This is a genomic window from Pararhizobium sp. O133 (genome assembly GCF_051669845.1).
In the GTDB taxonomy this organism is placed as follows: Bacteria; Pseudomonadota; Alphaproteobacteria; order Rhizobiales; family Rhizobiaceae; genus Pararhizobium.
On sequence record NZ_CP196426.1, the window covers coordinates 1,070,056 to 1,090,133 of the forward strand.

Annotated in this window: 16 protein-coding genes; 3 read left to right on the plus strand and 13 right to left on the minus strand. The window is 61.6% G+C overall.

The window, feature by feature from the left end; all coding sequences use genetic code 11:
- Window positions 1–5: 5 nt before the first annotated feature.
- The 6 genes from mnhG to ACST81_RS04970 are packed head-to-tail and all read right to left on the minus strand — an operon-like array spanning window position 6 to window position 6,016.
- On the minus strand, window positions 6–386 hold the full coding sequence (mnhG, locus tag ACST81_RS04945; RefSeq protein WP_438751733.1) for a monovalent cation/H(+) antiporter subunit G: 381 nt from the start codon (window positions 384–386) through the stop codon (window positions 6–8).
- Complete coding sequence (locus tag ACST81_RS04950) at window positions 383–664, minus strand: K+/H+ antiporter subunit F (protein ID WP_438751734.1); 282 nt, start codon at window positions 662–664, stop codon at window positions 383–385. Before ACST81_RS04950 ends, mnhG begins: the two co-directional genes overlap by 4 nt.
- The gene (locus tag ACST81_RS04955; RefSeq protein WP_438753384.1) at window positions 661–1,149 is read right to left on the minus strand and encodes a Na+/H+ antiporter subunit E; all 489 of its coding nucleotides are present in this window, start codon (window positions 1,147–1,149) and stop codon (window positions 661–663) included. The genes ACST81_RS04950 and ACST81_RS04955 overlap by 4 nt, the downstream gene beginning before the upstream one ends.
- Window positions 1,149–2,765 carry a monovalent cation/H+ antiporter subunit D gene (locus ACST81_RS04960; protein WP_438751736.1) on the minus strand — a complete coding sequence of 539 codons (1,617 nt, stop codon included), beginning with the start codon at window positions 2,763–2,765 and terminating at the stop codon, window positions 1,149–1,151. Before ACST81_RS04960 ends, ACST81_RS04955 begins: the two co-directional genes overlap by 1 nt.
- A gap of 6 nt (window positions 2,766–2,771) precedes the next feature.
- A complete protein-coding gene (locus ACST81_RS04965) occupies window positions 2,772–3,107 on the minus strand; it encodes a Na+/H+ antiporter subunit C (RefSeq protein ID WP_438751737.1) in 336 nt (111 codons plus the stop codon).
- On the minus strand, window positions 3,107–6,016 hold the full coding sequence (locus tag ACST81_RS04970; RefSeq protein WP_438751738.1) for a monovalent cation/H+ antiporter subunit A: 2,910 nt from the start codon (window positions 6,014–6,016) through the stop codon (window positions 3,107–3,109). The genes ACST81_RS04965 and ACST81_RS04970 overlap by 1 nt, the downstream gene beginning before the upstream one ends.
- Before the next feature lie 402 nt (window positions 6,017–6,418).
- Between ACST81_RS04970 and ACST81_RS04975 the strand changes: the two genes are divergently transcribed.
- Entirely contained in the window at window positions 6,419–7,132 is a 714-nt protein-coding gene (locus ACST81_RS04975) for a response regulator (protein ID WP_438751739.1), read from the plus strand.
- A gap of 2 nt (window positions 7,133–7,134) precedes the next feature.
- Complete coding sequence (locus ACST81_RS04980) at window positions 7,135–8,394, plus strand: ATP-binding protein (RefSeq protein ID WP_438751740.1); 1,260 nt, start codon at window positions 7,135–7,137, stop codon at window positions 8,392–8,394.
- A 276-nt stretch (window positions 8,395–8,670) separates the two neighbouring features.
- Here ACST81_RS04980 and ACST81_RS04985 read toward each other — a convergent pair whose 3' ends face one another.
- The 7 genes from ACST81_RS04985 to ACST81_RS05015 form a co-directional block, all read right to left on the minus strand.
- Window positions 8,671–10,110, minus strand: coding sequence for an efflux transporter outer membrane subunit (locus ACST81_RS04985; protein WP_438751741.1), 1,440 nt, complete (start codon window positions 10,108–10,110; stop codon window positions 8,671–8,673).
- A 539-nt stretch (window positions 10,111–10,649) separates the two neighbouring features.
- Complete coding sequence (locus tag ACST81_RS04990; RefSeq protein ID WP_438753386.1) at window positions 10,650–13,301, minus strand: bifunctional diguanylate cyclase/phosphodiesterase; 2,652 nt, start codon at window positions 13,299–13,301, stop codon at window positions 10,650–10,652.
- A gap of 122 nt (window positions 13,302–13,423) precedes the next feature.
- Complete coding sequence (locus tag ACST81_RS04995) at window positions 13,424–13,612, minus strand: DUF3008 family protein (protein WP_438751742.1); 189 nt, start codon at window positions 13,610–13,612, stop codon at window positions 13,424–13,426.
- A gap of 78 nt (window positions 13,613–13,690) precedes the next feature.
- Complete coding sequence (locus ACST81_RS05000) at window positions 13,691–15,316, minus strand: cisplatin damage response ATP-dependent DNA ligase (RefSeq protein ID WP_438751743.1); 1,626 nt, start codon at window positions 15,314–15,316, stop codon at window positions 13,691–13,693.
- Between the two features lie 2 nt (window positions 15,317–15,318).
- Window positions 15,319–16,329, minus strand: coding sequence for a ligase-associated DNA damage response exonuclease (locus ACST81_RS05005; protein ID WP_438751745.1), 1,011 nt, complete (start codon window positions 16,327–16,329; stop codon window positions 15,319–15,321).
- A gap of 58 nt (window positions 16,330–16,387) precedes the next feature.
- Window positions 16,388–17,347 (minus strand): nucleoside hydrolase, encoded by a 960-nt coding sequence (locus tag ACST81_RS05010; protein ID WP_438751748.1) that lies wholly within the window; start codon window positions 17,345–17,347, stop codon window positions 16,388–16,390.
- Between the two features lie 79 nt (window positions 17,348–17,426).
- Window positions 17,427–18,662, minus strand: a complete 1,236-nt coding sequence (locus ACST81_RS05015) for an NAD(P)/FAD-dependent oxidoreductase (RefSeq protein ID WP_438751749.1) — start codon at window positions 18,660–18,662, stop codon at window positions 17,427–17,429.
- Between the two features lie 278 nt (window positions 18,663–18,940).
- Here ACST81_RS05015 and ACST81_RS05020 point away from each other — a divergent pair, with 278 nt between their 5' ends.
- Entirely contained in the window at window positions 18,941–19,852 is a 912-nt protein-coding gene (locus tag ACST81_RS05020) for a hypothetical protein (RefSeq protein WP_438751750.1), read from the plus strand.
- The last annotated feature ends 226 nt before the right edge of the window (window positions 19,853–20,078 follow it).

Sequence of the window (20,078 nt, forward strand, 5' to 3'; positions counted from 1 at the left end):
TTCCGTCAGATATCCGTGCCCGTCGTATCCACTGGTGCGCCGGTCGCCTTGCGCGGCACGCCGTCATTGCCTTCGATCCGGTCGCGATAGAGCGCGGACTGGCCGAGCAGCATCAGCGTGACCGGTGTCGTCAGGATAACGAAGACGACAATCAGGATTTCATGGAAAATCCAGCGGTTCTGCAGCACGGCGAAGGTGATCATCGAGGCCAGGCAGATCAGGACAACGCCGGCGCTGGCGCCGAGTGTCGGCGCATGCAGGCGGCCATAGAAGGTTTTGAGCCGGATCAGCCCCATCGAGCCGATCAGCGTGATGCCGGAACCCAGCAGCAGGAGAATGCAGACTGGAATGGCGGCCCAGGTCGGAAGGTCGGTCAGGTGGCTCATTCGATCACCTCTCCGCGCATCAGGAACTTGGCAAAGGCGATCGATGACACGAAGCCGAGCAGGGCGATGATCAGGGCCGCTTCGAAATAGATCGTGTTGGCGGTGCGAATGCCGAAGGTCAGGAGAAGCAGCATCGCGTTGATGTAGAGCGCATCGAGACCGAGGATGCGGTCCTGCGCCCGCGGTCCACGCACGACGCGAAACAGCGCGCATCCCATGGCGAGACCGAGAAGTACCTGTGAGGCGAGCATCGACCAGATGATGAAGAGTTCGGTCATTCGAAAATCTCCTTCAGCGGTGTTTCGTAGCGGGATTTGATCAGGGCCGCCCAGTCGTCGCTGTTTTCGAGGTCGAGGATATGGAGCAGCAGGACGCCGGTTTGCCGATCGAATTCGACCCAGGCGGTGCCGGGCGTTGCCGTCAGGATGCAGGCCAGCAGCGCCAGCGCGTTTTCATCCTTGAGGCTGATATCGATCCGGACGAAGCCGGAATTTGCCGGCTGCGTTCGGGTGCGCAGGATGACCAGCATCACCGCGATATTCGAGCGAAAGATGTCAATGATGACATGCCCGGCGAGGGAGAAGATGCGGACGACCGTCTTCAGCCTGGTCTTGTCCGGCTGAAGATTGACCGTCACCCAGGCCGACGAAATACCGAGTATGCTGCCGAGGATGATCTGGCCTGGCGCGAAAGACTGGTTGATCAGCAGCCAGAGGACGAGCAGCGCGAGCGACAGAAGCGGGTAGGGGAACCAGTAGCGCATCATTCCGCTCCCGTCTGACCGGCGCGAGGCGCCGCCATGACCCGGCCGATATAGTTCTGCGGCTCGGAGAGGGCTTTGGCGGTCGCATCCATATAGCGCATCGCGGGGCCGGCCTGCAGGCTCAGGAATATGCAAGTTGCCAGAAGCAGGAGGACGGGCGTGATCTCGATCAGGTAGACACGCGGGACTGTGCCTTCGATCGATGTCCAGAAGGTGCGGATTCCGACCCGGTTCATGGCGATCATGGCGGCCAGACCGGAGAGGATCAGCAGGCTGACATAGGCCCATTGCGCGCCGCTGATCGCCACGTCGGCACCAAGGCCGCCCGGATTGAAAAGCCCGTTGAGCATGGCGAATTTTGCCAGGAAGCCCGAGAGCGGCGGCAGGCCCGAGAGGAGGACGGCGCAGGTGCAGAAACAGAGGCCGAGCACGGCCATCGTGCCAGGCACGGCGACACCGATTTCTTTCTCCTCCTCGTTCTCATCGACGTCGCCATAGGCTTCCATCGTCACCGCCAGAACGTCGGCACCGGCATCGCGGGCGCGCTCGACCAGTTCGATCAGCAGGAAGAAGGCGCAGATCGTGAGAGTCGAACTGACGAGATAGAACAGCGCGCCGCCGATCACGGCACCGTTGCCGAGGCCGATCGCCGCCATCAGCGTGCCGGAGGAAACCAGCACACAGTAGCCCGCCAGGCGACCCATGGCCTGCGAGGCCAAGACGCCGATGGCGCCGAAACCGATCGTCAGCAAGCCGCCATAGAGCAGGACCGCTTGCCCGAATCCGGCCGAAATGCCGGCGTCACTGCCGAACAGCAGCGTGGACAGGCGCAGCAGGATATAAACGCCGACCTTGGTCAGGATCGCGAAGATCGCGGCGACTGGCGGGGTCGCCGCCGAATAGGTGGCCGGCAGCCAGAAGCCGAGCGGCCACATGCCTGCCTTGACCAGGAAGGCGATGCCGAGAAGAGCGGCACCCGCCTCCATCAGCACGCGGCTTTCCGGGCCGATCGTGGTGATCCGGAGCGCAAGGTCCGCCATGTTCAGCGTGCCGGTCGCGCCATAGATAAGGCTGACGCCGATCAGAAACAGCGAGGATGCGGCAAGGTTGATCGCGATGTAATGCAGGCCGGCCTTGACGCGTATCATGCCCGAGCCGTGCAGCAGCAATCCGTAGGAGGCAGCAAGCATCATCTCGAAGAAGACGAAGAGATTGAAGAGATCGCCTGTCAGGAAGGCACCGTTGAGGCCCGCCAGCATCAGTTGGAACAGGGAATGGAAATGATGACCGGCCCGATGCCATTTCGCCATCGAGAAGATCTGCGTCGCGAGCGCCAGCACTGATGTCAGGACCAGCATCAGCGCCGACAGGCGGTCAAGCACCAGGACGATACCGAATGGCGCCGGCCAGTTGCCGAGCAGATAGACGCCGGTTCCCGGTGTCCCGGTCGCAGCCGCTCGCATCAGAAGCACGCCGACCAGGAAGACCAGGATGGTAGAGCCAAAGGCGATCACGCCCTTCAGTGTCCGGTTGCGCTCGTCGATTGGGATCAGTCCGGCCGCGGTGATGATCGGCAGGAGGATTGGCAGGATGATCAAGTGTTGAAGCCAGTTCACGCGTTGCTACTCCCTGCCGTCCACGTGGTCGGTGCCGGTAAGGCCGCGCGATGCGAGCAGAACGACGAGGAAGAGCGCGGTCATGGCGAAACCGATGACGATGGCGGTGAGCACCAATGCCTGCGGGATCGGGTCGGTATGCGTCAGTAGTCCACCGGCGCCGCCCTTCTCCAGGATCGGCGGTGCATTGACCCGCAGCCGCCCCATGCCGAAGATGAAGAGGTTGACCGCATAGGAGAGCAGCGACAGACCGATGATGACCTGATAGGTGCGCGGTCGGAACAGGAGCCAGACGCCCGAAGCGGTGAGAACGCCGATGCCCACGGAGAGAACGAGTTCCATCAGCCAGTCTCCTTGGTGGCCATCTTCGCCGCGCGCATCTGGGCACGGGGCGCGCGCACCGACTGGTGGGCCAGTGCGATCAGGATCAGCACCGTCGCGCCGAGCACGAGCGAGAACACGCCGAGATCGAAGAGAATGGCGGTGGCGAGCGGGATCTTGCCCAGCACCGGCAGCGACGCATATTGCGCATGCGAGGTGAGGAAGGGATAGCCGAACGCCCAGGAGCCAAGACCGGTGGCGGTCGCGACCAGAAGCCCGATCGCCATCCAGCGCAGGGGATGGATGCGCAGCCGTTCCTCGACCCAGCGCGTGCCGCCAGCCATGTATTGCAAGATGAAGGCGATCGACATGGCGATCCCGGCCGCAAAGCCGCCGCCCGGCAGATCGTGCCCACGGAAGAAGAGGAAGGCGGCCAGCATGCCGATGACCGGGAACATCCAGCGCATGATCACCGACGGGACCAGCAGGTATTCGGCGATGCTGTCGCCCTTCTTGCGGTCCGGATGATCGTCATCGAAGGCGTTCTGCATGCGCTGCTGTTCCGGTGTTTCCAGGCTTTCCACCGCAGGGCGGAAGCGCAGCAAGAGCGCGAAAACGGTCAGTGCGACAATGCACAGGACAGCGATTTCCCCCAGTGTGTCGAAGCCGCGGAAGTCGACCAAGATGACGTTGACGACATTGGTGCCGCCACCTTCGCTGTAGGCACGCTCGAGGAAGTAACTGGAAATGGTTTCCGGCAGTTCGCGGGTCATCACCGTGTAGGAGACGAGCATCATGCCGATGCCGGCAAAGACCGCCGTCGCAAGGTCGCGCAGGCGGCGCAGGCGGGTCGAGATCGTCATCATTTCCGGATCGTCGGGATCCTCGATCCGCTTCGGCAGCCAACGCAAACCCAAGAGGATCAGTACGGTCGTGACGATCTCGACGAGAAGTTGCGTGGCGGCAAGGTCCGGTGCGGAAAGCCAGACGAAGGTGAGGCAGGTGACGAGCCCCGCACCGCCCAAAAGCACCAATGCTGCCAGACGGTGGAACTTCGCCTGATAGGCGGCGCCGATGGCGCAGATCATGCCGATCAGCCAGATCAGGGCGAAGGCCGGATCGATGCTTCGGAAAGCGATTGCCGCAGGCTTGAAGCCTTGCAGGAGCAATGTCACCGCGCCGGCAATCACCGCGACAGCCACGAGGATGCGCATCTGCGGCTGCAGGCGGCGGGTGCCGGCGCGCATCTCGATCGAACGTGCCCATTTCCACGATAGCGTGACCAGCACGCGCTCGAAGATGCGCTGGCCTTCGAGGCGACGGAAGAAGGGAGGGCCTTCGATGCTGGTCGCCAGATAGGGTTTCATCGCGAGGAACAGGCCGACGCCTCCAACGAGTGCAAGCAGGCTCATGAACAGAGGCAGGTTCCATCCATGCCAGACGGCAAGGCTGTAGACCGGCGTCGCATTGCCAAGCACCGACTGGACCGCCGTATGCAGGAAGGGCCCAATGGTCAGCGCCGGTATGACGCCGACGACGAGGCAGGAAAAGACAAGGAAATAGATTGGCGCCAGCATCCAGTGCGGCGGCTCATGCGGCGCCTTTGGCAGGTCGTTCGGCGGCGGACCGAAGAAGACGCTGTAGATGAAGCGGATCGAATAGGTGACGGAAAACATGCTGGCGAGCGTTGCCACATAGGGCGTCAGCGTATCCAGGATGTTGTATTTGTGCGTTTCGATTGCTTCCGCGAAGAACATTTCTTTCGACAGGAAGCCATTGAGCAGCGGCACGCCGGCCATCGAGGCGCTGGCGACCATGGCCAGCGTCGCGGTAATCGGCATGTAGCGGAACAGACCACTCAGCCGCCGCATGTCTCGGGTACCGGTTTCATGATCGATGATGCCGGCGGCCATGAACAGCGAGGCCTTGAAGGTCGCATGGTTCATGGTGTGGAAGATCGCGGCGACGGCGGCAAGCGGGCTTCCGAGGCTGAGCAGCACGGTGATCAGGCCGAGATGGCTGATCGTCGAATAGGCAAGCAGGCCCTTGAGGTCCTGCTGGAAAATGGCGAAATAGGCGCCGAGGAGCAGCGTCGACAATCCCGCCAGGCCGACGATCCAGAACCATTCATCCGTGCCGGCCATGACCGGCCAGAGCCGCGTCAGGAGAAAGACGCCGGCTTTGACGAGCGTGGCTGAGTGCAGATAGGCCGAAACCGGCGTCGGCGCGGCCATGGCGTGCGGCAGCCAGAAATGAAACGGAAACTGCGCGCTCTTGGTCAGCGCTCCCAGCAGGATCAGGATCAGCACCGTGGTGTACAGCGGGTGGTCGCGGATCACGTTGCCGGATGAGAGCACGACATCGAGATCATAGCTGCCGACGATATGGCCAATCAGCATCAGCCCGACGAACATGCACAGGCCGCCGGTGCCGGTAACCGTCAGTGCCATGCGCGCGCCATCGCGGGCATTGGCGTTGTGGTGCCAATAGCCGATCAACAGGAAGGAGATGATGCTGGTCAGCTCCCAGAAGATGGCGAGCAGGATCAGGTTGCCGGACAGCACCACGCCGAGCATCGCGCCCATGAAGGCGAGAAACAGCGCGAAGAAGCGCGGCACCGGGTCGCTCGCCGACATGTAGTAGCGCGCGTAGATCACCACGAGCAGGCCGATCGCAGCGACCAGGCTTGCGAACATCCAGGCGAAGCCATCCATGCGCAGGGTGAAATTGAGCCCGAGTTCCGGCAACCAGGGAATGTCATAGCGAAGCGGCGTGCCGGACGAGATGACGGTGTAGAGGCCGGCGGACGTAACGAGGCAGAACAGCGCGATCGCACCGGCGAGCCAGGCGGCGGCGGTGCTTTTATGCGTCGGAATGCAGATTGCAGCGAGGCTCCCCGCAAACGGTGCAAGTACCAGAATCAAAAGCAATGTCGCTGCGGTTTCTATCTGCCCGTTCCCTAAATCTTTCTACCTGAGAAGGACCGCAGGGGTCCGCGAAGGTCTTGCCGTTGCCACATCGTGACCGGCCCCCGAAGCGCATCGCAAAACGACGCACGGGCATGTGTTTTTATGTCTGCTTTCCTGCATGATGCCAACCCGCAACGGCAATAAAATTGGCGTTCTGCGGCAATTCGGTGCACCGCTTGAAGCGAGAGCAGGTTTTGCGACGATGATCGCTGCCTGTTGGTACCCTTCGCACCGGAAATGTTCGCAGGTTATTTTGTAACAAAATGTAAGCGGCCTATATCAGGAAATGTTTCGACACGGAAAACGTCCACGCGTCGATAGCGGATTGCGTGCGTTTTGACCTGCGGCTGGTATAAACGGGCAATGGATATTACACCGCACATTCTGGTCGTCGATGACGATCCTGAAATTCGCCGCCTGCTCGGGAAATATCTCGACGGGCAGGGCTTTCGCGTTAGCCTGGCCGGAAGCCGGGGCGAATGCGAGGCAAAGCTTGCCGAACTCAAGATCGACCTGCTCGTTCTCGACGTCATGCTGCCGGACGGATCGGGGCTCGATCTTTGCCGGGCCTTGCGCGGGCGCATGCCGCAACTGTCGATCATCCTGCTGACGGCACTGAAGGAAGATGTGGACCGGATCATCGGTCTCGAATTCGGCGCCGACGATTACCTCGGCAAGCCTTTCAATCCACGCGAACTGGCCGCCCGCATCCGGGCCGTCCTGCGGCGTGGTCGAAGCGAGCCGCAGCCTGCCGGCAGCCGGCAATATGTCTTTGCCAATTATGTCGCCGACATCGAAAGCCGGACCTTGGTTGCGCCGGACGGAAGCTCCGTCGATCTGACCGGTGGTGAGTTCGAATTGCTCATGGTTTTTCTCCAGCGTCCAGGCCGGGTGCTTTCACGCGATTCGCTGCTGGACCTGACGCAGGGTCGCACGGCAGATCCTTTCGATCGATCGATCGACATCCTCGTTAGCCGGCTACGGCGCAAACTCGGCGATGCCAGCGTCTTCAACATGCTGAAGACCGTTCGCAACAAGGGCTATCAGCTGGCTGTTCCCGTCGAACGGAGCAACTAGCCATGTGGTCCCTGCGTACCCGGTTCACGGTGCTTCTCGTCATCTCTGTCGTGCTGGTCTTGGTGATCGCCGCTTTCGTGACGGCGCAGCTTGTCCGCAAGCCGCCGGAGGCCATGTTCGATCGCGTCCTCGCCGAAAAGGCCGAACTCGCGGTCATGCTGTTGCGCGCCGATCCGACGGCGGCCGAGACGATGAAAATTCCCGTTCGACCCGAACCCGCAGAGGATCGCGTCGATCAAGAGCGGACGGACAATCTGATGTCGGAAGCCCGACGCCTCGGATACAAGTCCGAGTCCGTCGTCCTGAAAAGCTTCAACATGCATGCCAAGGACATTGCCGTGCGTCTCGATGATGGGCGCTGGGCCTATCTCGATTTTCCCGGTCCCGGTCCCTTTCCTTCTCTGTCGCTCGCCTTCTATCTGGCGCTGGTTGCGATCGGCATGGCTGCGATTGCCGCCTATGTCAGTAACGTTATGATGCGCCCCTTACGTCTTCTCGACGAAACCATCGCCAAGATCCGGCCCGACGGGATCATTCCCGAATTGCCGGAAACGGGGCCGATGGAGGTTCGCACCACCGCAAAGACCATCAACCGCCTGGCAACGCGGCTCAACGCGGCCGTCTCCAGCCGCATGCGGATGATCGCAGCCGCGGGTCACGACATGCGCACGCCGATGACCCGGATGCGTCTGCGGGCCGAATTCGTCGGTGATGGTGATGACCGGCAGTCCTGGCTGAAGGATCTTGACGAGCTCGATCATATCGCCGACAGCGCTATCCGGCTCGTCCGCGAGGAGGTAAGCCCTGCGGCGCGCGAAAAGGTGGCGCTGGATGCCGTGCTCAAATCAGTCGCCGAGGAAATCCGCGAGACCGGTCTGCCTGTCGAGCAGGGCTCGTTCCTGCGCGCCGATGTCGAGGGGTCGCCGTTTGCGCTGAAGCGGGCGGTGCGCAATCTGGTGGTCAATGCCGCGACGCACGGGCTCGGCGCGCGCGTCTCTCTGTCCAATACCGGCGGGGAGGCCATTCTGATGGTGCGAGACAGTGGACCCGGCATCCCGCAGGACCTGCTCGACCGCGTGTTCGAACCGTTCTTTCGCGTCGACCAGGCGCGTCGCCAGCTCGTGCCCGGTGCCGGACTCGGCCTCGCCATCTCCCGTGAAATCATCGAGAACCATGGCGGCACGATCACCATCGTCAACCGCCGTGAAGGCGGGCTGATCCAGACCGTGCGCCTGCCTCTCTGCGCCGCTGCGCAGGACTGATTGCTTCTACGTTCGAGGTAGCTTGACCGAAGCCCCCACGATCGTTTGATCGGTGGGACGCTTCTTGGCGCCTCGGTTGCTCGCCGTTGACGGGGGTTAGCTGTCGGAAGGTCGCGTCGGAAATCCGAGACGCTTAAAGACGGGGGAGTTCTTGTGAAGGCACTTACAAAGCAATCCAGGCCCTGGTCATCACAAACGAAAACGCGCGGCAGGTGAAAACCGGCCGCGCGACTCTGTCTCTCTTATAAACCCGCCAATCTGGTGGCAGGTTCCTTATTACTTCTTGGCAACCTCGACGACAGGGCTATCGCCGACACTGGAGCCGCCGCCGATGGCGACGTTCAGGGCCACATAGTTGTTGGATAGATTGCGAATGCTGGCTGCGAGTGCAATGCGCGAGTTCGACAGATTTCGTTCAGCGTCCAGCACGTCCAACAGCGATGTTGCGCCGCCCTTGTAGCTTTCACGCGCCAGGCCGAGGGCTTCCTCGGAGGAATCGACCACTTTGCGCAATGCCGCAACGGTCTGGTAGTTGTTGCGAAGTGCAACCAGCGCGTTCTCGACTTCCTCGACCGCGTTCAGCACCGTCTGTTTCCAGGCGAGGTACTGCTGCTGCGCGCCGGACTTGGCGACATCGACATTGGCCTTCAGGCGACCGCCGTTGAAGATAGGCAGGTTCAGGCTCGGGCCGAAGGACCAGCTGCCAAGGCCGCCAGTCGCAGCGGACGCAATGATGCGCGAACCGTCGATCGTGCCGCTGAGGCTGAGGCTCGGATAAAGCTGTGCTTCGGCAACGCCGATAGCAGCCGTTTGTGCCGCCAGAAGACGTTCCGCGCGGCGGATGTCTGGACGGAAGCGGATAAGGTCGGCCGGTACGCCGATCTTCGTGTTGTAGCGCGGCGAAGGCTGCGAGCCGCCGCGTGTCAGGCCGGCCGTGACCGTTGTTGCCGGCAGGCCGAGCAGGGTGGCAATGTGATTGGCTGCTTGGTGGAAACCAGTCTGATAGCCCGGCAATTCGGCAAGCGTCGTATTGACCAGACCTTCGGCTTGAACCACGTCGAGGTTGGAGGCAGCGCCAGCCGCCTTGATGTCGTTGGTCAGCTTCAGGGTCTCGCGCCGGGACGCGAGGCTTTTCTGCTGCAGGGCGTACGCTTCCTGATTGTAGCGAGCCTCAATGTAAGAGGTTGTCAAGTCTGACAGATAGGCGAGGCGGGCGACGTTGACGTCGGCATAGGCGGCGTCGAGTGAGGCGTTAGCCGATTCCTTGGCGCGGCGATACTGGCCGAACAGGTCGATCAGCCAGGATGCATCCGCACCGGCAGCGAGCGTCTTGGTCTGGCTATGGTCACGGACGCCGTTCGTGCTGTTACGCAGGTAAGAACCGTCCTGACCCTGCGCGGTTGCCGAGGCGCCGGCATTGATCTCAGGCAATCCTCCTGCTGCAGCAAGGATTACGTTGGCGCGGGCCTCCATGATGCGTTCGATCGACTGCTGGACGTCAAGGTTTTCATTCATGCCCTGCGCGACGAGGTCGTTCAGCTTCTTGTCGCGAAAGGCTTCCCACCAGGGTGTTAGGGTCACATCGTCAGATGCTGCCTTGGCGCCTGCGGAGAATTTTGCTGGGAGAGCGGCGTCCGGTGACTGGTAATCAGGGCCGACGACGCAGCCCGAAAGGAGAAGCAGGCTCAAGGGAAGGAGCGCTTTAACAATTTTCATGTGGGTCCCCATCCGGCACCGTCACGCGCCGGTAACAAACGATTCACTTTTTTCGTCTTTAACACTTTATGCGCCGGATGCGAGGGGACAATGCAAAGATGGGGGTTCAAAACGAACATCCCCAGGATTGGTGTTTCCCAAGTGCCACGGCTTGGCTATTGCGTCCGTAATTTCAAGAGTGATGACGAAAATTTCCCGATAGTCCATTCGCACCTGCCAGCCTTCCATCTTCACGGAGCGGCGGGCAGCCTGACCATCTACAGCGGCTGCATGTCTGGCGTTTGTCGGGTGGGTGTCGATTTGTTTCTCTAAGCTGCCCCGCGGGGGAAGGCTGCATGAGCGACCCCGGATTCCGGCAATCATTGCCGAAGATGGGTCGGACCGCTCATGGATATGCGCCTGGGCTTGTCATCAGCCCACGGGTGTAACGAAAGTCAGACCCGGATTTCGCGATCGACCTGGGCGTCGACGAACCGAGTTGATGCGGAGCGAGACCGGGGAGATGCCCAAGCGCGCGAATCACGAAATGACACGGTGGTTCAGGCCGCCAGCCAGCGGCGTTCCCGGGCGAAATTGGCGAGGTCGTTGGCGCTCATCGGCCGCGCAAAGGCATAACCCTGAAGACCATAACAGCCGAGTTCCCGCAGGATTCTCGCATGTTCCATGGTTTCGACACCCTCGGCGATTACTTCGATGCCGAGCGACGTGCCGATATCGATGATGGAAGCCACCAGCTGCCGCTGCTTCGCCGAGGTCAGGATCGGCAGTACCAGCTGCCTGTCGATCTTCAGGCGGCGTGGCGTCAGCTTTAGCAGGCTGACGATGGACGCGTATCCGGTGCCGAAATCGTCGATCTCGATGTCGATGCCGAGGCTCTTGATCTGCTCGATATTCGACAGCACCGTCATGTCGCTTTCGTCGAAGGAGATCGATTCCAGCAATTCGAACGATACCTTGCCCGTCGGAATATCCATCTGCTTGAGGCGATCGATCAGCTTTTCGTCGTGCAGGCGGTGATAGGAAAGGTTCACCGAGATTTTTGGAATATTGATGCCGCTCGCTTCCCAGCGGCAGGACTGGAACAGTGCCTGCTCAAGGATGCGCTGGTCGATTTCCGCGAGCGCGTTGATATCTTCCGCCGTCTTCAGGAAAGCGTAGGGCGCGAGCAGGCCCTTGGTCGGGTGATCCCAGCGCGCCAAGGCCTCGACGCCGATGATATCGAGCGTCGTCGGACAGAATTGCGGCTGGAAATGTGCGACAAATTCGTTGTGTTCGAGCCCGCGCAGAATTTCGTCGGCGGTCTGTTTCGTCTGGATGACGGCCGTCTTCAGTGAGTGGGTGAACACTTCGTGCCGATTACGGCCGCGGCGCTTGGCTTCATAGAGCGCGATGTCGGCATTGACGAGAACCTGAGTCAGTTCCTCGTCCGCATGGCTCTGGTGGGCAATGCCGATGCTGACGCCGATCCGGCATTCCTTTTCCTTGTAGAGAACGGGAACGCTCATAGCCAGAATAATGCGTTGGGCAAGATCGGTGTCGTGACCCTCGACGCCGCCATTGTGCGAGATGATCACGAATTCGTCGCCACCGATCCGACCGACGAAGTCATTGGCATCGGTATTGGCGCGCAGAATGCCAGCGGCATGACGCAGGATCTCGTCGCCGGCGGCATGGCCGAGCGTATCGTTGATCTCCTTGAAGCGGTCGAGATCGATGTGGAACATGCTGGCGAGGCCCTGGGTCGCGGCCTTGGGCTGCTTTTCCGCCAGGATCTGGTCGAGATAGCGCCGATTCGGCAGTACCGTCAGCGGATCGTGCAAGGCGTTGAATTCCATGCGATGTCGGGCGGCTTCCAGCTCGGCGCTATGCGCCTCGGCCTGCCCCTTTGCCTTTTCCAGCCGCTCGTTCTTTTCGACATCCGCGGTTACGTCCAAATTGACGCCGACGATCTTTTCACGGCCACCGGCGCCGATATATTTCGAGCCGACGGCACGGATATGACGGGTGCGGTTCCCGCTGAGGCGGACGCGGAACTGCGATACGTAGCTGTCGCCGTTCCGCACGGCGCCACGGAATTCCTCCTCGGCCCGTCCCAGATCGTCGGGATGCAGCGCGTCGCGCCAGTCCTCGTAGACTTCGCGGGCTTCGGTCTGGAGACCGTACAGCTCTTTCATCCGGTTATCCCACAAGAGCTTGCCGGAGTTGATGTCCAGTTCCCAGATGCCGATCTCGGATGCATCAAGCGCGATCTTCAGTCTGTGCGACAGTTCTTGCAACTGGTCCTTGTTGTGCTCCAGCACATGGATGTTGCGCTGCCGCTCTTCCATCAGGCGGCTGGTAATGAACATCGGTACGAGGATGAAAAGTCCGCCGAGCACGATCAGGGCGCGGACCAGCCAGGCATTGTCAGGCGTTGCGACCCAGCCACCTTTAGGGACGGCGCTGATAACCCAGGAACCACCTGGCAGAAAGACGCTGACCTCGACCGGATCGGCGCCCCTGATTCGGCTTTCCCCGAAGAACAGGGCGCCGTCTTCGCCCAATCCGTCGCGCCCGGAAATAGCGATGTCGAGGCCGAGGTTCTCCGATAACAGGCCGCTGTCGCGATACAGGCGCTCCACGTCGATGACGGCTGAAACCATGCCCCAGAATCGGTTCGACTGGCCGCCGACCGACACGGATACCGGAAACCGGCCGATCAGTCCCTGGCCGCCCTGAATAAGATCCAGCGGGCCGGCAAGCACCATCTTGCCGAGATCGCGGACCCGCATGGCGGCAGCGCGCTGGTTCTCATTCTTGCGGTAGTCGAGGCCGAGCGCCTTCTGGTTGCCTTCTATCGGATAGACCATCGAGACAATGAGGTTTGGTGCCGCGGCAATGCTGCGCAGTCGTGTACGGTCGCTGAAGAGATTTTGGGCGAGATCGGAGAACCGTTTCTGGTTCATGTCCGGTTCGGTGGAGATCGTCGCGATCAGGCCGCGCACGAGCTGGATATCACCATTGATATTGGCTTCGAGTTTGGAGCGGATCGGATTGAGTTCGGCGGTGACGGCCGCGCGCATTTTTGCCGCATGAACAGCACGGTTCTGCTGCTCGGCGAATACGCCGGCAATGATGACGACCACCAGCGCTACATAAGTCGGCAGATAGCTTGGTTTCAGCAGGCGGGCGATTGTTGATGTCCTGAGCATGCGCGACAGTCCCGAAAACACGAAATCTCCAATGCCGTTCCATAGGCTGACAGCAATTGGCGTGCAGTGTCGCAAACCCGTCTTAACAATATGTGCTCGCAACACCCCTGGATACCGGGGGGTTACTTGGACTTCTTCTTCTCGGGCAGCTTCTTGCGGTCGGTTTCTGCTAAGTCCTTGAGTTCTTTTTCGGTCATGGATTTCTCCATGCCTTTCGACGCTCCCTTTAATTCGGATTTCTTGGTGTCTCCGCGTTTTGCCGACAGGGCGGCTCCGGCGGCTTTCTGCTGGGCTTGCGATTTTGCAGGCATCGTCCTTCTCCTCTGGTGTGACGCTGCCGTTTAACAATCGATCGCAAAATTGGTTCCGCCGGTTCGGGTCAGGTCGGATCAGACCGTTTCCGGCTGGCCGATCATCGCCAGCAGCGTTTCCAGCCGGTCGGCGTCGCGCGGCAGTTTGTCGGTTCGCAGGCGGGAAATGCGCGGAAAGCGCATGGCGACGCCGGATTTGTGCCGAGTGGAGAAATTGATGCCCTCGAAGGCCACTTCCACCACGAAACCATGGTCAGCCTCCGCCCTTATCGAACGAACCGGGCCGAAACGCTCGATCGTGTTGTTGCGGACATAGCGGTCCAGCACTTCCAGTTCCGCATCCGTGAAGCCGAAATAGGCCTTCCCGACTGGCACCAGCGCATCCTTGCCGTCACTCTCCGTCCAGACGCCGAAGGTGAAGTCGGAATAATAGCTGGAGCGCTTGCCATGTCCGCGCTGCGCATACATCAGCACCGCATCAACATTGTAGGGCTCGCGCTTCCACTTGAACCACGGCCCCTTCGAGCGACCGGATGTGTAGGGTGAATCCAGCCGCTTGAGCATGATGCCCTCGATGACCGGATCGGGCGGGTCAGTCCGCAGCCCGTCAAGCTCCTCCCAGCTGGAAAACGGCACCAGCGGCGACAGATCGAAATGCGAAGGTGCCGCCGTCTCGATCAGGGCTGAAAGGGCAGCGCGCCGGGTCAGGAATGTTTCGGGACGAATGTCCTGCCGGCCGGAAAACAGCAGATCATAACCACGGATGAAGGCGGGATAGTCCTCCAGCATCTTACGGGTTACGGTCTTGCGGTTCAGCCGCTGCTGCAGGTCGGAAAAGGTGCGGGTGGCGCTGTTGGAGCGCAGGGTGCCGCCGACCAGCAGTTCGCCATCGATGATGCCCTCGAAATCGGCGGCTTCCAGGATATCCGGAAAGGCGCCGGAAATATCGTCGCCGCTGCGCGAATAGAGCCGCCGCGTGCCGCCGACATTGGCAAGCTGCACCCTTATGCCGTCCCACTTCCATTCGGCGGCAAAATCCGCCGGGTCAAGCGATGCGAGGTCATTATCACCGACGGGCGTTGCGAGCATGACGGCGTGGAAAACGGCCGGCATATCCAGTTCCGGTTTTTCGCCGCTGCCATCGAGCCAGCGGAACAGGGACGTGTAGGGCGGCGACAGGCCGTGCCACAGGGTTTCGATTTCCGTGACATCGACAGTGCCGACATCGGCCAGCGCCTGCTTGACGAGGCGGGCGGACACACCGATCCGCAGGCCGCCGGTGATCAGCTTCAGGAAGGCGAAGCGGCTCGATCCTTCCAGTTGGTCGAGGAGATTGCGGACGAGGCCGTGGACATTGGCCCGGCCGGCCGTTTCAAGTTGATGGACCACGGCGCCGAGCGACAGGTCGAGCGGCGGCGTGTCATCACCTTTCGGTTTTTCCCAGACCAGCGATATCGTCTCGGCGAGGTCGCCGACATAGTCGTAGGAATAGCGGAACAGCACCTCGTCCATCTGCTCCAGCACCAGCTGGCGCAGCACATTCGGCTTCACCGTCTTCAAGGTCAGCGTTCCGGCGATCGCGGCCAGTGCATAGCCCCGGTCCGGATCGGGTGCCTGGCGGAAATAATCCGCCATCAGCGTGATCTTGGCGTTGCGCTGCGGCGTGAGAACGAGGCGATCGAGAAGCTCGGCAAAGGCACGCATTTCTATTCCCCCTCGTCGTCATAACCGACAAGGTGCAGCGGTCGTGCGGCGATGCCCTGCAACTCACACCAACGCACCAATGCTTCCTCGCGCCCATGCGTCACCCAAACCTGGCCGGGCTTGATCTCCTTGATCGTGTCGAGCAATTCCGGCCAGTCGCAGTGATCCGAGATGATCATCGGCAGCTCGACGCCACGTTGTTTTGCCCGCTGGCGCACCAGCATCCAGCCGGAGGCGAAGATCGACACGGAATCTGGAAAGCGCCGCGCCCATTTGTCGGCGAAGGCCGAGGGCGGACCGATGACGACGGAACCGGCAAAGGACTGTTTTTCCTTCGGCTCCAGCGTTGCCGGCCGAATGTCGCCAAGCGCGATGCCTTCGCTTTCATAATAGTCGCAAAGCTTCGTCAGGGCGCCGTGGATGAAGATCGGCTCGTTATAGCCCGCTTCCCGCATCAGGGCGATGACGCGCTGCGCCTTGCCGAGCGCATAGGCGCCGACCAGATGCGCGCGCTCGGGAAATTGACGGAGCGAAGTCAGGAGTTTCACGACCTCGCCCTTGTCGTCGGGATGGTGAAAGACCGGCAGTGCGAAGGTCGCCTCGGTGATGAAGACATCGCAAGGGACCGGTTCGAAGCCGCGGCAGGTTGGATCTCGCCGTCTTTTGTAGTCGCCCGAGACGACGATGCGCATACCGCCGAATTCGACGGCGATCTGGGCGGAACCCAGCACATGGCCGGCGGGGTGGAAGCTGACCGTTACATCGCCGATGGTGGTGCGTGCACCCAGCACGGCTTCCTGGGTTTCGACGCAGAACGTCTCGCCATAACGGATGCGCATGATATCCAGCGTTTCGCGCGTCGCCATCACATGTGTGTGGCCGGAGCGTGCGTGATCGGCGTGACCATGGGTGATCAGCGCCCGTTCGACGGGCTGGACGGGATCGATATAGAAGCCGCCCTTCTCGCAATAGAGACCCTTGGGCGTGGGGTAGAGCAGCGTTTCCGGTTTCATGGAAACGAAGATAGCCGGCAATCGACGGGCTGCCAGCTATCACGGCAGAATTTTATGCTCAGGCGGCGGGTTCCAGCGCCAGCGTCTTCGAGATCAGGTCGAGCACGGCTTCCGCCTCGATGCCGGTGCAGACATTCTGGCTCGGCAGGTTGTCCCACGCGCTCGGCGGAAAGAGCTGGTCGTCGATCTTCTGAATGGTTTCGCCATCGGCAAGGCCGCCGCAGACGACGCGGATCGAACCGCTGCGCAGGGTGAACAGCTGCGGCGCGACGACATAGACACAAGCGCAGCTGTCATGCACGACCATGCCGTCCTCGACATGCTGTTCATAGAACTCGATGTAGAACTGCGAGATGTCGGAAAGCAGTTTCGCCTGCCTGCCGCCGGCAGCGACGATGTCGGCCAGCCGCTTGCGGGTCATGACGGTCTGTTCGGTGACGTCGAGACCGACAACGACGACAGGCCAGGGCGCGGTCATCACGACGTCGGCCGCTTCCGGATCACCGTGGATATTGGCTTCGGCCGCCGGCGTGATATTGCCCGGCACGTCGAAGGCGCCGCCCATGATGACGACTTCCTTGACGAGAACGGCGATGTCCGGATCGTCCCGCAGCGCCAGCGCCAGGTTCGTCATGCGGCCGACGGCGACAAGGGTCACTTCACCGGGATTGGCACGCACGGTGTCGATGATGAAGCGGTGCGCCGGGCGGGGATCGCAGGCGAGATCCACCGTTTCCGGTACCCCGATATTGCCGAGACCATCGTCCCCATGGATGCTCGTCGGCCATTCGACATGCGGCCGGGTCGGGTCGAGCGTTTCGCCCAGCCCCTTGGCGACAGGGGCTGCGATATTCCACTGCTGCTTCAGATAAAGCGCATTGCGGGTCGTGGTCTCGATCGAGGCATTGCCGAATACGGACGTAATGCCGATCAGGTCGATCTCGGGGTGATTGTGCAGGAAAAGCAGCGCCATGGCGTCGTCGACGCCCGGATCCGTATCGAAAATTACCTTGTGCATGATGTCTTCTTTTCGTTGTCTTGAAATATGTCGGCAGTTTGCGCGAGTGAAATCGGCGCGACTTCGAAAGTCAACCGGCCTATTGGAACCGGGCGATGCTAAAGGGCGCGAGATCGGGACTTGGACCTGTTTCCAGCACTTCGGCGATCTTCCGGCCGGTGATCGCCGACAGTGTCAGGCCGAGATGACCGTGACCAAAGGCGAGAGCGATGCGCGGGTCGTTCGGGCTGAGACCGATGACCGGCACTGAATCCGGCGTCGAGGGCCGGCGTCCCATCCATTCCTTGCCGCCTGTTTCCGGCAGGCTCGGCACATAGCGGCGCATCTTCTGGCGCATGGCGGCGGCGCGTGCAAAATTCGCCGGCGCATCGGGCTTGGCCAGTTCCACCGCTCCGCCGACACGCAAAGCCCTGTGCAGCGGCGTGGCGACGAAACCGTGTTCGGCAAAGAAAACCGGCAGTTCGAGCGTCACCTGCGGGTCGGAAAAGGTGGTGTTGTAGCCGCGCTCGTTTTCCAGAAGCACCTTGAGCCCCAGCCCGCGCACCAGGTCGCGCGACCAGACGCCCGCTGATATCACCACTTTGTCGAAGGTCTTCTGCTCATGCCCGGTCGCCTTGATCGTCACGCCGTTGGCGTCGGAGCGAACGGCATCCACCGGCGCATCGACCAATGTCGCGCGTTGGCGAATATGGGCCTGCAGGTGGCGCAGCAGCGAGAGCGGATCGAGGAAGGTCTGGTAGCCGCTGGAAAAGACGCCGCCGGCGAACTGTCCTTCAAGCGCCGGAACGCGGGAGCGTGCCTGCGTGCTGTCGAGCTTCTCGACCCCATATCCGATGAGGGCGGCGTTCTCGCTCTCATGACGATAGGCGGCTTCCACGGCCTTGGGCGTATCGAAGATCGTCAGGGCGCCGGTCTGCTTCATATGGCCGGAAAGGCCGGTCATGCGCGCCAAGTCCTCATGGGCGCCGAGCGCTTGCCGCATCAGGCCGAGCAATGCGGTACGCGAGCGGGCGACCCGCGCGGGTGTGGCCGACAGCAGCAGGTTGACCAGCCAGGGGGTGAGCGCCGGCAGGTCCTGCCAGCGCAGGGTCAGGGGGCCGAGCGGATCAAGCAGCCATTTCGGGGCGGACAGGATCATGTCCGGGCGCGCCAGCGGATCGATTTCCGGCACGGCCAGGATGCCGGCATTGCCGACGGAGGCCGGCAGGCCGTCGATATCCTTTTCGAACATGGTGACCTCATGGCCCTGTTCGATCAGATGAACGGCGGTGGCACACCCGATAATGCCTGCCCCTGCAATACCAATGCGCGCCATGATGCTGGAAATGTCCTGTGTCGATAACCCTAAGAGCACGGTTTTAGCGGCGCGGCGGCCAAGAGCAACCGATTTCGCGAGAGCCACCGGGCCAAAGTGTCAGAACGGCGCAAATCCTTTCACGGGAAGGCTCAAACCGCCGTCATGCTTAAACTTTCCTAAACGTCGCAGGGTTAAGGTCGGCTGTTCAATCAAATGCGGGGCGGGCCCTGCATCCGTCCGGATGCGCGGCATTGCGATGAGCGGCATGGAGGAGATGAGATGACGGAGCGGTTCGCGTGAAGTCGATCTTCAAGAAGATACGCCTTCCCCGGAAGGTCATGTTCGTCCTTTCCGGCGTCCTGGTCCTGGGCGGCGCTTCGGGTGCCTATGCCGTCTATTCCGGCAAGGAAAGCTTTCTCGGCGCGGGCAAGGCGAGTGAGCCGGCTGTTTCCGGCATTGCCTGCACCGATGTCGAAACACTGAAGATGCGCCGCAACGGCCAGCGTTGGATCCGCAAATATGTCAGCACCGAAACGACTGATGGCGTCGATCGCGTCCGCACGGCGCTGCGGATCGCTGCCCTGCTGGTCAAGGCGGAAAAAGCCGATCTCTATCAGGTGGCGATCCTCGACCAGGCCGGGCCGACCGACCGCGCGGCTCGTCGCGGACCGGCGATCGGTGCCGAAGTCCTGTTCGCACCGGATCCGACGAAGGTACCGGGCATGACGACGTCCTTCGTTGCCCGCTACAACAATGCCAAGGCCAACCAGGCCGGCCTGTTCCATGGTCGCGAGATTGACCTCTCGACGGAAGAGATCAAGACCACGCTGATGGCGATGGACGACAAGTCCGAATGCTTCGATCCGGTTGCCGCCGCTGCGGCCGAAGCTGCCGCCGCAGGCGGCCATGACGCAACGCCCGCCGAGGGCAGCGAGGTGCATGGCGATGAGGCCGCAGCGCCGGCCCATGGCGAGGACGCTGTTCCGGCGCATGAAGAAAGCAAGGCGGAGGAAAAAAGCTTCCTCGGTTCAATGATTGCGATGGTTTGGGGCGGCGAGGAGAAGCCTGCCGAGGCTGCGGCATTCGCAGCCGGCGGGCATGACGCCGCCGGAACTGGACATGGCGAAGCGACGGCCGAGCAGGTATCCCCGGCACATGAGGCTTCGGCAGAAGACGCCGGCCATCAGGGAAGCGCTGAAGCGCATTAATTCGGTTTTCGACCGTTCAACTCTGAGATCGGGGAGGCTTACCCCCTTGTCACTTCGTGACATCTCCCCCTCAAGGGGGGAGATCATTCTTTTCCCTCAGTCGCTCCTCTTGTAAGGCGGGCAAAAGGCTCGCGGCCAATCTCCCCCCTTGAGGGGGAGATGTCGGCGTCGCCGACAGAGGGGGGTAAGCCTCACCGATTTCGGAGGCGGCGGAACACATCACGTC

Bases quoted from the DNA above. Each gene is read 5' to 3' on its own strand.
- ACST81_RS04980 (WP_438751740.1), top strand. From the start codon at position 7,135: ATGTGGTCCCTGCGTACCCGGTTCACGGTGCTTCTCGTCATCTCTGTC.
- ACST81_RS05005 (WP_438751745.1), bottom strand. From the start codon at position 16,329: ATGAAACCGGAAACGCTGCTCTACCCCACGCCCAAGGGTCTCTATTGC.
- ACST81_RS04990 (WP_438753386.1), bottom strand. From the start codon at position 13,301: ATGCTCAGGACATCAACAATCGCCCGCCTGCTGAAACCAAGCTATCTG.
- mnhG (WP_438751733.1), bottom strand. From the start codon at position 386: ATGAGCCACCTGACCGACCTTCCGACCTGGGCCGCCATTCCAGTCTGC.
- ACST81_RS04975 (WP_438751739.1), top strand. From the start codon at position 6,419: ATGGATATTACACCGCACATTCTGGTCGTCGATGACGATCCTGAAATT.
- ACST81_RS05015 (WP_438751749.1), bottom strand. From the start codon at position 18,662: ATGGCGCGCATTGGTATTGCAGGGGCAGGCATTATCGGGTGTGCCACC.
- ACST81_RS04950 (WP_438751734.1), bottom strand. From the start codon at position 664: ATGACCGAACTCTTCATCATCTGGTCGATGCTCGCCTCACAGGTACTT.
- ACST81_RS04965 (WP_438751737.1), bottom strand. From the start codon at position 3,107: ATGGAACTCGTTCTCTCCGTGGGCATCGGCGTTCTCACCGCTTCGGGC.
- ACST81_RS04985 (WP_438751741.1), bottom strand. From the start codon at position 10,110: ATGAAAATTGTTAAAGCGCTCCTTCCCTTGAGCCTGCTTCTCCTTTCG.
- ACST81_RS04995 (WP_438751742.1), bottom strand. From the start codon at position 13,612: ATGCCTGCAAAATCGCAAGCCCAGCAGAAAGCCGCCGGAGCCGCCCTG.
- ACST81_RS04955 (WP_438753384.1), bottom strand. From the start codon at position 1,149: ATGCGCTACTGGTTCCCCTACCCGCTTCTGTCGCTCGCGCTGCTCGTC.
- ACST81_RS05000 (WP_438751743.1), bottom strand. From the start codon at position 15,316: ATGCGTGCCTTTGCCGAGCTTCTCGATCGCCTCGTTCTCACGCCGCAG.
- ACST81_RS05010 (WP_438751748.1), bottom strand. From the start codon at position 17,347: ATGCACAAGGTAATTTTCGATACGGATCCGGGCGTCGACGACGCCATG.